A 13004-nucleotide genomic window follows, 5' to 3' on the forward strand; every position below is an offset into this window, starting at 1 on the left:
AACCGAGCCGTTCGGCATGGGTCACGTTGCAAATCCGCCATATGACGCCCCAAAATCCCGCGCTGACCAAGGGGGCATAGCCCCTAACGTGCCGCCCGCTGGAGTAAAGTGTCCTGTGACAATTGGCTTTACCCGCCGCTGCGGCCGAAGCTTTCACGGAAGACTTTCCTCTTCCGAGCGCACCACCCCAGGGCAATGCACGACAACCAATATTTATCAATACGTTAGTTGACACCCTCCCTTGCCCGCCTTCGGGTTCGCCACCCCGCGGCAGAGTCCGGACAGAAAAACACTCTGATGGCATTTTTCGAGGCACGGTATGTCATAGTTTAATGCCAGCTGCCCGGCGCAATGCCATGGCTCCTCTACAAGTGAATGGAGACCTTATGGGTACTGAAACTCGCGGCGCGGAAGCGCCGGTATTGATCCTGACAAAGAACGCTTTTGAAGCGCTTGACATAAGCGACTATCTGATGCGGCGCGGTCTGGATCCCGTTTTGAGCGAAACCAAAATTGAGCAGTGTTCCGCATTTTTCGATGACAGCCTGCCGCCGCCCCGGCTGGTGTTCTTTGCCTTCCCGCTTAGTGATCCGGCGGCGCGTGACTGGCTTTACACCGCTCTGTCAAAAAAATGGCCCGTCATTCTGGTAAATGGGGACACCACCGAGCCGGAACTGCAATCCCTGCCCATGCTTTCCCGCCCGTTCAAGACATCCCACCTGGATGCTGTGATGGAGATGGTCAGCGAATAATGCATTCCGGCACAATGAATGAAGGTCACGCCCGGCTTCGAAGGGAGACACCCTGTCACGACGGTAGAGACCGCCCGGCAGCCAGCCGGTCCTGAAACTCCAATGTGGCCACTGCCGCACGCCGTCTGTGGTTTGCTGCCGATGCAAGTTTCATGGCCTACACGGAACCTTACGGCCTCGGCAGCGTTTTCTTATTGAGAGCGCGGCACCGCGGCACACCCTCGGTTTCCGCCCGATCTTGAAAGGAGAACACGACATGGACGACGACCGTTTCACCGGCAAATGGACCGAACTCAAGGGCCGCCTGCGCGAGACCTATGGCGATCTGACCGACGACGAACTGGAACAGGCCAGGGGCGAGCGCGAACAATTGGAAGGGCTGCTTCAGCAGAAACTGGGCAAGACCAAAGACGAAGTCCGCCAAGCTGTCGACCGCATGCTGGAGAGCATCTGAAATGGGCGCAGACCGCATAGCGTTTCTCACGCTATGCGGTGAGTACCGCCTATCAGGTACCAAACCCGTGCGGCCATCTGATGGCAATAATCTTAGGCCGCACGCTCTCCTGCAATTCAAAGACCGGTCCGCCAGACTGCCTAAGACTGGTCTGGCGGCGCAAAATGCTGCTCAATGGCGCTCATGGACCACACTGAATTCTTTGGCTTCGCCTCCTATCACCTGATGCTTGCAGCCATGGGCGTAGTGATCATTCTTGCGCATTGGTCACCGCGCTTCTTTTCAACGCGAGAGCCTGCCGCCGCACCGCTTCTCATTCTGCTCGGAATGGCGGCTTACTGGCTGGTTCCGGGCCTGCCTGAGCTTCCAGACCCGCGCTCTCACCCGAAACCTTGGGAAGTTGTCAGCGAGCTGACCGTGATAATTGCGCTGTTTGCAGCCGGTCTCCGCCTCGACAGCCTGAGGCCATGGAAAAAATGGGGCCCGACGGTCAGGCTTCTCCTCATCGGGATGCCGCTCACAATCCTGGCGGTTGCCGTGCTGGGGTGGGGCTTGGGCGGCATGACTGCTGCCGGCGCAATACTTCTGGGTGCCGTGCTGGCCCCGACAGACCCGGTGCTTGCGGGTGACGTGCAAGTCGGTCCGCCGATGGAAGGCAACGAACACCCGGTGCGTTTTACTCTGACAACTGAAGCGGCGCTCAATGACGGGCTCGCCTTCCCCTTTGTCTACCTAGGCCTCATTGTTGCCGTGCAGGGGTTGAACCCTCAGGCTTGGCTGGCTGACTGGCTTATCATCGATGTCGCGTACCGTATCTCAACAGGTGTTGTGATGGGCGCCTGCGGTGGGTGGGCGCTGGGGCAAGTGCTGTTTCGGTTTCCCCGTTCTGCGGTTCTGGCTGACACTGCTTCGGGCGTTGTGGCGGTTGCCGGGGTATTGCTTTGCTACGGTTCGACCGAACTGGTCGAAGGCTACGGGTTCATCGCCGTCGCTGTCATGGGGCTGACACTGCGCCGGATCGAAAATGAACACCGTTTTCACCGCAGGCTGCACGATTTCTGCGAAACAATCGAACACGCGTTGACCGCACTGCTATTGGTTGCCCTTGGCAATGTCCTGCCGGTTCTTCTTGAAGATCTAACTTGGGCACATCTCCTATTGGCGCTTCTGCTCATCGGTGTGATCCGGCCTCTGGCCGGCTGGCTCTCGCTGGCTGGTTCGCAGCTCCGCAAACGCGACCGTTTTGTGGTGTCCGTGTTTGGCGTCCGGGGGATCGGGTCAATCTACTATCTCTGCTACGCCGGCGCACATTTGGAGTTTGTGAACGAACCGGAATTATGGGCCCTGATCGGGCTAACCATTCTGCTTTCGACCATGTTGCACGGCTTCACTGTCGGCCGCGCTATGGATGCGATCGCAAAATAGGCAGGCCGGTCAATCTGAAAAACGCAGCCTATAGCCTCAAGCGTGCAAGAAACGGGAGAAATTCCGGGAAAGGGCGACCAGACATCCCTGGCATTCATGCGCACTTTAACACGCGCATCCAGTGCAACAGCCATCAACATTCACGGACTTCGGCAATTTTCCTGCAATCCCTATCTCAGCCCGGCAACACCGCGATTGTTCCGCGTCCTGCACTGCTGCTGCGCCAGATGTGCCAGATGCGCCTGAATCATCCGGGTGGAAACTGGCCGGGCAAGCACCGGCCATCTTAAGCGCGGTGAATGCCCGTCCAGTTCGTCTTCGGCAGCATCACCCAATAGGACCAGCCTCCCGCCGCGTCCCTGAACCGCCTGATCAATCTTGAGTCTGGTAACCTGTTCGGATCCCGCTTCGACAAAGGCCACCGCAATCCGCCGGTATGGCGTGATCGACATCAGCGCGCTTTCATGCCCCTTTTGCACACTGATTTCGGCCACCGGGTCAAAGTCCGAGATGGTATCGCAGATATCGCAGGTGATCAGATAGTTTCTGGACACGATCAGATAAACATGTGCCCTGTCTTGATTGGGCTCTTCCATTGCTTCCGCTCCCCCTACAGTCAAGCATTTTGGAACTTTTCAGGTTCAGGCGCATTAAACTGTGACATAGCTGCGAAAGAGGAATGCCCGTGTCACCAACCGCCTGCCAGAATTGCCCGCTGCGCAAGCGGCCCGTTTTTACACCGATGTCGCGTGAGGAAGTCATCTTTACCCAGGAGTTTAAAACTGGAGAGCTAACGGTGGATGCAGGCACGGCGATCCTGCTGGAAGGATCTAACAGCCCGCAGCTTTATACAGTACTGAACGGCATGGGCACGCGCTACACGACATTGGAAAATGGCCGCCGGCAAGTGATCAACTTTCTTTTCCCCGGCGATATTGCCGGCCTGCAGGCCAGCCTGATGGGAGAGATGAAGCATTCAGTGGAAGCGGCCACCCCGATGACGCTGTGCGTGTTCCGCCGCGCTGCGCTGTATGAGCTGTTCCAGCGGCATCCAGAGCGCGCATACGACTTGACGTGGATTGCCGCGGTCGAGGAGCATTTCCTGGGGGAAACCATTGCGTCTCTGGGGCAGCGGGATGCTTCGCAGCGCATTTCCTGGGCACTGGTGCGGATTTACGAGCGGCTCAAATCTGTTGGCATGGAGGTGAAGGACACAGTGCCGCTGCCATATCGCCAGCAGGATCTGGCAGATGCGCTTGGCCTGTCTCTGGTACACACCAACAAGATGCTGAAAATGCTGCGGGACAGTAAACTTGCACAATGGCAGAATGGAAATCTGCAGATCAGGAACCTGCCTGCGCTTGCCGAGGTAGCGATGATCGAATTGACCGCGCCCGAACGGCGGCCGTTGATCTGACACAGCATCGCCAGGTGCTTCTGCCAAATCTTCCGCCTGCCTCCAGCTTGGGCTTCCCAGGTTTCAGCGGTCTCTCTGCGTCGAGTTTCTTCCGCGGGGCATCACCACTTCAAAGATCAACAATGTCAATCGGCATGGAACTTTGACCCCCTATAGGCATCCAAAATTGACCCCCTGTTTGGCCAGCGTCGGTCGACTATTCTCGGGTTTTGAAGCGCCAGCTCTCGTTGCCTGTTTCGACGATGTCGCAATGGTGGGTAAGGCGGTCGAGCAGTGCAGTGGTCATTTTGGCGCCGCCGAAGACCGAGGGCCATTCGCCGAAGTCGAGGTTGGTCGTCACGATGATCGATGTGCGCTCGTAGAGGCGGCTGATGAGATGGAACAATAGCTGACCACCGGTTTGTGCGAAGGGGAGATAGCCAAGCTCGTCGAGGATCAGGAAGTCGAGGCGGCACAGCAGATCTGCCGTGCGTCCCTGTCGGTCGGCGCGGGCTTCCGTATCGAGTTTGTTCACCAGGTCCACAACGTTGAAGAAGCGCCCCCGTCTGCCGCGGCGGATGCACGCCCGGGCGATGCTGACGGCCAGGCGGGACTTACCGGTCCCTGTGCCGCCGATCAGCACGACATTGCGTTGCTGCGCCAGAAACTCTCCGGTCGCCAGATCACGGACCAGCGCCTCGTTGACCGGCGTGCCTTCGAAGCTGAACTCATCGGCTTCTTTCGCCAGGGGCAGTTTGGCAATCGTCATCTGGTATTTGATCGAGCGCACCTGCTTCTCACTGATCTCGGCGTTCAGCAGATCGCCCCCTCTCGGCAGCATGCTGCGCATGCGCCTGCCGGGCAATGGATGATCTGTTGCGGTTCGTGCTGACGCTTCACTGCCGTGGCGATGGTCTCATCGTAGGCGGCCTTCATGCCGTAGAGCTTCAGCTGGCTCATCGCGTCCAGCACCTGTGATCTTTCCAGGGATGGGTCTCCTTAGGCTGTCATAGCGTTTGCAGTCGGCCACGGGCTCGCAGGTCAGTCGCAGCGCGTCGGGCGTATCGATGGTCAGCGGCGGCGGCGGTTCACGATGCCGGGCCAGAATGTTGATGACGACCGAGGCCGCGGGGGCCCCTTCGTTCAGCGCTTCGGCACAGGCAGCATCCACTGCATCCAGCCCATCGGTCGGGATCATGCTCAGGATCTGGACCATCTGCCGGTCGCCATTGGGCACCTTGCCCAGTTTGCGCTGAATGCGCCTGATCGCTGATGGCAGCTCCCAGTCCTTGAAGGGAGCCCCATTCCTGAGGGCGTCCCGCTGCCCGGCAGCGCCCGAAGGCTCGATCATGCCGCCCTACGATCTTGCCGTCCTGCCAGATCTCGACCCGCTCGGCATAGGCGCGGATCTCGACTGGCCGGCCGACGGCGCGGCCATCCACCGAATAGCGGTTCTTGTCGAACCGGACGAGACAGGTCTTCGAGACTGATGCCGGAACAGCGTGGAATCCATCAAAGGGGCCGGCATATGGCACCAGACTCGCCCGCTCGCCCTCGAAGACCTCCCAGATCGTGCGGTCTCGAAGCTCCTGATGCGGATGAGATTTGGCCCAAGCAACGCAGCGGTCCTCGAGCCAGGCGTTTAGTTCGGCGAAGCTCTTAAACTTGGGCCTGGGCACGAAGAAGCGACGCCGGGCAACGCCGACCTGGTTCTCGACCTGCCCTTTCTCCCAGCCAGACGCCGGTGTGCAGGCAGCGGGATCGACAAGATAGTGCCCGCACATCTGCTGGAAGCGCCGATTGCAGGCCCGGTCGCGGCCCACGAAGATCGTGTCTGCCGCCGTCTTCGCTCGGCCTGGCCTCGGACCCATGGCGGCCAAACCTCGCTATCGTAGATCCCGCGCGTGCAGGCCCCGCCGAAGAAGGCGAAGGCCTTGTCATGGGCATCGAACACCATCTCTTGCGTCTCGCGCGGATAGGCCCGGACAAACAGCATGCGGCTGTGGCAAAGCCTGACATGCGCCACCTTCACAGTGGTGGTCGCGCCGTCGATCACCACAATCTCGTGGCTCCAGTCGAATTGGTAGGCCTCGCCCGGATCGAAGATCAGCGGGACATAGGCGGCCGCGGAGGCCTCTTGTTCTTCCTTGGACCACGCGGCCGCGTAACGCCGGACAGCATCATAGCCGCCGTCATATCCAAGGGCTCTCAGTTCTTCGAATATCCGGATGCGGGTCAACCGCTCGCGCTTTGGCTTCCTCGCATTCGCCGCCAACATCTCTTCGAGCTTGTTTTTCCATGGCCCGATCTTTGGCAGAGGCTGAACGCTGCGTTCGTAGGTTGCTTCCGTCACACCAGACCGGATCACCTTCCGCACCGTATTCCGCGATACCCGCAGTACCCGGCAGATCTGCTTGATCGGTTTGTTCGGCATTGGCCTCGGACCAATGGCGGCTCAATGCCTCAATCCTGAAAATACGCCCGCCGGATCTTTGCTATCGTCTCCACGACCAACATCCCACTCTGTGCTCCCCGATAAGCTCGGGGGCATCATTCACATCAGTGTAAGGGGGTCTTTTTGGACGCCGATTTCCCCGCTACGGGGTCAAAATTGCATGCTTGTTCACAGACAACAAATGCGCGCCGCGTATAGGTCCCTGGCCCGGCCTTGCGCCCGGATCGGCCGCCAGAACTATGTTTTGTCCTGACGTGTCGCGGTAAGCACTTTGCCGCTAACGAGGTTCCGGACCGCAATACGGAACTTTTGGCTGCCTGACGGGTTTTACTAACAGCAACTCGCAACCGAAAGGACAAGGTATGCTCAATTGGGCTCTCGTTTTCCTGGCCGTTGCCATCATTGCCGGCATCTTCGGATTTGGCGGCATCGCTTCGGCCTCCGCTGGGATCGCACAGATCCTGTTCTTTATTTTTCTCGTGCTGTTTGCACTGGCGCTGATCCTGCGCGTGATTCGCGGCGCCTCCCGCTGACGGCCAGTGCGGGCGGCCAGTGTGGGCCGCCGTCCGAAATCGCCGGATTGTTAACCCGGCACTGCACTTCAATCAAACTGGACCACGCAGGTGGGGCTGATCAAGGCTTTGGCGAAGGGCAAAGTGATCTCAAGACCTTCTTCAGCTACGGCAATGTTGAACACAGCACAGACTTTTTCAAAGTCCGGGTGATGCTGCTCCCTGTCAATCAGCGCTTGATCAGAGCATCACAAAAGGCGTTGGCGTCTGACTTTGTGTTGTCCGGTAGTGGTTTGTCGCCGCAAACATCGATCACATTGGACTTGCCGCTCAAAAGTTCCGGTCTCTCAGCTCATGTCAGGCAGCCCGTCTCTCGAAAGCCAATGGACTTTTCCCGCCAAGGGACGGCCCCCGCCTGCGCGGATTGCTGACTACATTGATGTATTGAAATGGGCTTTCGCGTCGAAGGCGTGCGGGCCAAGCGCAGACCGCGTAACGGGCATGGAACTGATACCCACAGCGAAATAGCACTATAGCAAACGACTCGCGGGGTGCTCCAAGTTTTTGTTTTTATTTAGATTAATTGTCGCCCCCCCCCGGGGGGGGGCAGAATCGAACCACCGACACGAGGATTTTCAATCACATTACCAAACGTGATTTCAATGGATTATGCGAAATTGTCAAGGCGAGTGTGGAGCTTTTTTCCGTGGACAGTTCAACTGCCTATGGGCCAGAAATTCAAAGATGCAATTACCCCATTAGGAAACCAACCGCTGTAGATCACACACAGAACTCGCTGAGTAAACGCTAACCCTGGTAATGCTAGCAAAGAAAACCCGAATGCGAAAAGTATGAGCACAAAATAAACCCAAAACCGCGAAGTATTGCGATCCTGCGCGCTGTAGTAGCTACTAAGCACGTCCATCTTCAGTTGGCCGTCTTCATCTTTTCGCAATCCATCTGAGGCAGTTTTTAAGCTTTTCGAGCGATCTAGCCACGGGGCTCTTTCAACGAGAGCTTTTGCTGCACTTGGCCGCCGGGACTTAATGGTTACGTACATGGCCCTCAGATTTCGCGCTGAAACGCTGTCGAGCGAAGTCGTCACATAGTCTTGTTTATTGCTAGCGCTCTTTATGACAGCCGGGGCGAAGACCCTAAATGCGATAGCTCCAAGCCCCAAACACATCAAACCAAGATACAGTATGTTCAAACGTGTCGGGAAATCGAACCATGGGCTACAGACTTGCGCAGAAGCCTGCTTTTCGAGCAAGCCTCCAAGACCACCTAGATAGGTTTCAATTTCAGAATGGTAGAGGACCAAGTATCCAATAAACGGCGCAGACATCGAAATTGTCGCCGGGACACTTTGACCGAAGCCTCTGAGTAAGTGCCAATTTATGACACGTTTTCTCCACCCCTCAGGTCTCCAACCTTTAGTTTTTTCACTTTTGCTAGAAGTCAAAATAGTGCTATCTGACATTTAGGTTCAATGTTCTGTTTTCATGGGTGTAGAAATCACCAACTGTAATGCCTGGCTTATTTAGCTCATCCGCAATCATTGAAGTAGCGATAATAATTTGGTTGCTAGAAGCGGCATTGGTAGACTTTTCGTGCAATATCCTCTGAAAGTTCTTACTACGATCGGGTTCCATGCCCTTATCTTCAACAGTATCCATCAACATGAAGCGAGGGTGTGAGAATGATTTTGAATTCGCCGCAGCAACGGCAAGTGACGCGATGAAGCTGTTCCGAAGATACACCATAGAGCTTGCCGAAAAGAAAGATTCTCCATTCACGTTCAAACGATCACCGTCAAACTCAAACCCAACAGTTTGCGCATTCGTAAATGTAGATTGCCGCTCGAGATCTCTCCTAAGGAAATCCAGAACTTCATTTTCCACAGTTCTTCTGGCGTTAGATATTTGCTCTCGATTTCGCCGCTCTGAAACCGCTATAATAGCCTTGGCATCATCAATCTGTCTTTGCAGATCATCTCTTCGTTCCTGAGCTTCCCTCAATTCGGCGATGGCGGCTTTGCGGGTTGCAAGCTCTTCCAGCTTTCTTTGGGAGTATCCTGCTTCACGGTTGAGTTTGCGAAGCTCTGTACGCAGCTCAGTTGTTGGGCTTCGAACAGAGATTGTGTAGTGGCGCCCTGCTTGCTCCCACAACTCAGTTTTAGCAGCTAGCTTAGCCCGAAGATCAGTGACTTTCTGATGCCTCGAAGCTTGCAAATCTAGAGAGCTTTGCCGTTGGCGTGCATACTCATTTATCAGGCGCAGGGCCCGCTCCTTAGTCTTCTCATGATCAGTAGCTTGCTTACATAGTGAACATGCCCCTTCTACTTCCACTTTGCTCACAGGAGCAAAGCAAGCTGGGCAGAAATCAAAGGCAAGTGCATTTAATTCATCGACAATGAGTTTGGACTCATGCAAAGCTTCAAGCTTCTTTGTAAGGGCGTCGATGAATTCGTCTGAATCAGCGGCATCCAATTCGACAGCCTGAAGCTCAGATGTGATTTCTGCAATCTCAGCCTGCAAAGTTTGCAACCGTGCAAAAGTTTCCTTTTGGTCGTTGAGTGACAACCTATCTTCGAACTGCGCTGAGAAGATCCGAGCTTCGATTTCTTCGATTTGAAGGTTCAATTTGTTTAGGTCATCCTCGAGGCGATTTTGCTCTTGATTGACCCAATCCAAAGTAAGAGGGTGGCCGTCTCTACCATGCACACGTGTAAGTGTAGAAATGCGATCTGAAGCGTCTTTTATTTCGGCCTCAAGAGCTTTCAGCCTTAAGCGAGCAGAATAGTACTCTTGACTATAGGCTCCGAGAAGCAAATCACCAACAGTTTGCCTAGTTATGGCGTCGTCGAAGGGTTGGCTTCTAAAAATCTTTTCCACAGAGCTAAGCTGGTCAGAGTACAGGAGCCTCAAAACCTGATTCATCGTAATCTTTGTATTGGTCTCACCGTACTGAACTTCTGGGAGCCCCAGCAGGCGGAATATTACCTGCGAAAAGCTCTCGGATTTCCCTCGTCGAAAAGAGTACCTTTCCCATCCTTGCTCTGCGCTTTTTGTCGCTTCCTCAACAGGCCCAAAGAAAATTTTCATAGGCTGCGACGATTTTCGCTCAACCTCTCTTCGTAATGTTAGCTCCTTGCCGTTCAGTTTTACACCCAGAACAACCACGTCGCAAAGAAGTGCAGCTTCCCTCCATTGGTTTTCGAGGAGGTCACCTCCCAAACCAAAAAAGATAAAGTCCATAATCGTTGATTTTCCAGAGCTATTTTCACCCCGGATGATGTTGAGGCCAGTGTGAAATTTCTCATCGAAGACAGCATGACCCCGACGAAGAACAGTTAGCGAGGTTACTTCGAGGTTGGGCTTATACGATATCATAGCTATAGTCACCTAATCTGGTCCGCGCAAAGATGCCGTCTTTCCCACGCTCGTCTATTTGCGGGAGTTTAGTGGACAAGAAATCTACGAGAGACGCGTGTGTTTCCGTAAATAAGTCAATGGCTTCTTGCATTCGTTCGCTGATTGCATCCCGATTTAAGATAATTTCCTCGTTTTGCAAATCGTTCGCTTCGATCATTTTGGCTCCCGCTAAAGCACTTACTGCAGCCGCGTGAATAACCTCCATTCTTTCAAACACTACGCGATCATTGGGCACACGTTCGTATGAACTAGGGGTGTAATCCTTCACAAGCGAGTTTCGGTGCCTCGCAAAGCCCTTTACATCTCTGGGAGCTTTCACGTCTTGCAACGCCCAGGGGAAGCAAAGAAAAAAATCAGCAACTCTAGCGGAACGGTAAGGTAGCCACGCACCCTCAGCAGAGTTCAGAAGAACAAGGTATCTAAACACCGTGTGATAGGGGTCATAGGCGGACGTGTAGGACAATGAAAACATTATTTCCACCTCACGAAGCACCGGTCAGCAAGCCAATATATCATGCCACGCACGTGGGCATGATTGATGGTGAAATGCTCGAAGCCCTCCCCCATGTCTTGGAGAGTAGGTTGAACAATCTTTTCCTCAATAATCCCATCGACCGCCCTCCGATCCAGGCCGGACTCGTTTGCGTGAGGGGTGATATGATGTTCGAAGACGTCGTTGATACGCGCTAGAAACAACGCGAAAATTCGCTGTGCGGACGGATAATGCTGCATCCTTAGAAGAAGCTTGGCGAACAGCTCTTTCTTCAGCTCGGCACTGTCAATTTCGTCTTCACGCTCGGCATCGGTCAACTTGGCTTTCAAACCCACGACACTCGAGGACGAGCGATGGTCTTGGAACATTTGTAGGTCATCGATGAAACCTTCTATGCCTGGACCGCCCTCTTCGATTTCTTTACCCAAACGCCTCAAGAGACCGGGTATCTGTGAATGGTTGCTCAAAAGGATAACCTAACTGTGTCTTCTTTTGGCCAAGAGGCGTAATCAACCTAGGGCACAAGAAGTCAGCACGCAATCAATCAAATAGATTTCTTGTGCCGAAATTTCCAGTTCCCAGCTTAGAGAGCCTAGAACGCATTCTAGGCTAGCGCGCATGCTACGGATATTCGTTCGCGAAACTAGAAGCTCTTCAGCTTCCCCAGATTAGCTGCTACGACTGCACTCGACATGGCAGACGCGGCCATGTTGGGGCGTGGAAACCCCTTCTCTGACTAGGCCGTAAACTCGGCTGAACACCTTTGACCTATGGTCGGGGTGCCTGTGTTATACAACAGGCTCCGGCTAAAGGCACAGGGTCCGTGTCAGAGCGGATTTCCAACACCCCGATCACCAGTCAACCGCGAGGGCGCTCGCTGATCGGGGCCGCATGAAGCCAAACACACTGAACCCAAGCCTGACGGCAGACACGGCGGTCCGCAACACGGATCGGTTTGCCCGTGATGTGTGCTGCAAAGCCGTCCCAACTTTTCCAACGCCAGCCCATTTGAACCTGTTGGCCTTCGGCCGTTCAGGAGGGATCGCCTTCTGGCCAAGGAGCGGAATTACCCAAAACACGGCTGGCCCTCGACAGGCCAACGGCTGCCAAGAAATTACGGAGGTCCGGTGTGACTGAAGCGACAACAGAATGGTTTTACATCATCGGCGGTGAGCGTCTGGGGCCGGTTACTTTCCCCGATCTGAAGGAGCGCTACGAGAACGGCGAGCTGACGGAAAAAACGCTTGTCTGGACCAAGGACTTTGCCGACGACTGGAAGAAGGCCTCGGAAGTTCCAGGGATGAGGGAAGCGAGCGAACCACCGCTGGTACCGACAACCGAGATACAGAACCACTGGCTGTACATGCTGATCTCGGTGCCGCTGGTGATGTCATTTGCCGAGGTCATATTGCTGAGACACGGCACAGAATCCTTCAACACGGGTGGCCTGCCTGGACTGTCGTTCCTGCTGTTCTTTTTTGCCAACACGATCTGTGCGCTGCTCGACCAGAACGCTGTTGAGCGAAGTGGCCGTAGGGATGCCGTGAACGGCTTGCTGCTTTGGATTCTGCTGCTCGTCCCAGCCTATATCTACTTGCGCTCGAAGCGGACAGGCCTCGGCAGCGGCCCATTGGTGGCGTGGATCGTTGCCTTGGTGCTGGGCGGTTTCATCACCGCGGCATGGCCAGGAGGCGGCTATGCTGGGGTGGGCTTGCCGAAGTGCGACAGCAAGGCATCCTTAAGCATGGTCGAAGACCTCTATCCTGATATCCCGATCAACTTCGGCAAGGCGAAGGCGGTCAGCATCACTGGTGTTGAGCAGGTTTCATATTCGGAAGCGTCCAGTCAGCGAAAGTGCCGGGCCGTCGTGACTAACACCAGCGGCATCGACACACCAATCGCCCTCACGATCTCCGAGCAAGACGGACAGTACTATTTCCACGTGCGTTTCGATGGCTTCTAGGCACCTGGCCTCCCAGATTTCAAACCAGGAAAGCATCTAGCAATGACAAGGTTTTTCAAACTCGCCGCGACAACAGCAACGCTACTGACGACACAGGCATGTATCCCGGCATCGGTCCCT

General features: G+C 55.2%; 11 protein-coding genes and 2 pseudogenes. 6 read left to right on the forward strand and 7 right to left on the reverse strand.

Going from position 1 to position 13004, the window contains the following annotated elements; translation table 11 throughout:
* Nucleotides 1-332: 332 nt before the first annotated feature.
* The 3 genes from K3555_RS18360 (at nt 333) to K3555_RS18370 (ending at nt 2631) form a co-directional block, all read left to right on the forward strand.
* Nucleotides 333-752 (forward strand): hypothetical protein, encoded by a 420-nt coding sequence (locus tag K3555_RS18360; protein ID WP_260006558.1) that lies wholly within the window; start codon nt 333-335, stop codon nt 750-752.
* Between the two features lie 256 nt (nt 753-1008).
* A complete protein-coding gene (locus K3555_RS18365; protein ID WP_260006559.1) occupies nt 1009-1206 on the forward strand; it encodes a CsbD family protein in 198 nt (65 codons plus the stop codon).
* A gap of 183 nt (nt 1207-1389) precedes the next feature.
* Complete coding sequence (locus K3555_RS18370; protein ID WP_409201701.1) at nt 1390-2631, forward strand: cation:proton antiporter; 1242 nt, start codon at nt 1390-1392, stop codon at nt 2629-2631.
* Nucleotides 2632-2801: 170 nt separating this feature from the next.
* Here the strand turns inward: K3555_RS18370 and K3555_RS18375 are convergent, their stop codons facing one another.
* The gene (locus tag K3555_RS18375) at nt 2802-3227 is read right to left on the reverse strand and encodes a hypothetical protein (RefSeq protein ID WP_259987952.1); all 426 of its coding nucleotides are present in this window, start codon (nt 3225-3227) and stop codon (nt 2802-2804) included.
* A gap of 83 nt (nt 3228-3310) precedes the next feature.
* Here K3555_RS18375 and K3555_RS18380 point away from each other — a divergent pair, with 83 nt between their 5' ends.
* A complete protein-coding gene (locus tag K3555_RS18380; RefSeq protein WP_260006561.1) occupies nt 3311-4048 on the forward strand; it encodes a Crp/Fnr family transcriptional regulator in 738 nt (245 codons plus the stop codon).
* 196 nt (nt 4049-4244) lie between these two features.
* On the opposite strand, the pseudogene istB reads toward K3555_RS18380, so the two are convergent.
* Nucleotides 4245-5014: pseudogene (istB, locus tag K3555_RS18385) on the reverse strand (IS21-like element helper ATPase IstB).
* Nucleotides 4944-6544: pseudogene (istA, locus tag K3555_RS18390) on the reverse strand (IS21 family transposase). The pseudogenes istB and istA overlap by 71 nt, the downstream one beginning before the upstream one ends.
* Nucleotides 6545-6844: 300 nt before the next feature.
* On the opposite strand from istA, the gene K3555_RS18395 reads away from it, so the two are divergent.
* Nucleotides 6845-7015, forward strand: coding sequence for a DUF1328 domain-containing protein (locus K3555_RS18395; RefSeq protein ID WP_259987956.1), 171 nt, complete (start codon nt 6845-6847; stop codon nt 7013-7015).
* A 694-nt stretch (nt 7016-7709) separates the two neighbouring features.
* Here the strand turns inward: K3555_RS18395 and K3555_RS18400 are convergent.
* The 4 genes from K3555_RS18400 to K3555_RS18415 are packed head-to-tail and all read right to left on the reverse strand — an operon-like array spanning nt 7710 to nt 11388.
* Nucleotides 7710-8474, reverse strand: coding sequence for a hypothetical protein (locus tag K3555_RS18400; RefSeq protein WP_260006562.1), 765 nt, complete (start codon nt 8472-8474; stop codon nt 7710-7712).
* On the reverse strand, nt 8464-10386 hold the full coding sequence (locus K3555_RS18405; protein WP_260006563.1) for an AAA family ATPase: 1923 nt from the start codon (nt 10384-10386) through the stop codon (nt 8464-8466). The genes K3555_RS18400 and K3555_RS18405 overlap by 11 nt, the downstream gene beginning before the upstream one ends.
* Nucleotides 10373-10900 carry an ABC-three component system middle component 5 gene (locus K3555_RS18410; RefSeq protein ID WP_260006564.1) on the reverse strand — a complete coding sequence of 176 codons (528 nt, stop codon included), beginning with the start codon at nt 10898-10900 and terminating at the stop codon, nt 10373-10375. Before K3555_RS18410 ends, K3555_RS18405 begins: the two co-directional genes overlap by 14 nt.
* Complete coding sequence (locus K3555_RS18415; RefSeq protein WP_260006565.1) at nt 10900-11388, reverse strand: ABC-three component system protein; 489 nt, start codon at nt 11386-11388, stop codon at nt 10900-10902. The genes K3555_RS18410 and K3555_RS18415 overlap by 1 nt, the downstream gene beginning before the upstream one ends.
* Nucleotides 11389-12050: 662 nt before the next feature.
* Here K3555_RS18415 and K3555_RS18420 point away from each other — a divergent pair.
* On the forward strand, nt 12051-12884 hold the full coding sequence (locus K3555_RS18420; RefSeq protein ID WP_260006566.1) for a DUF4339 domain-containing protein: 834 nt from the start codon (nt 12051-12053) through the stop codon (nt 12882-12884).
* The last annotated feature ends 120 nt before the right edge of the window (nt 12885-13004 follow it).

The organism is Leisingera sp. M527 (assembly GCF_025141525.1).
Taxonomy (GTDB): Bacteria; Pseudomonadota; Alphaproteobacteria; order Rhodobacterales; family Rhodobacteraceae; genus Leisingera.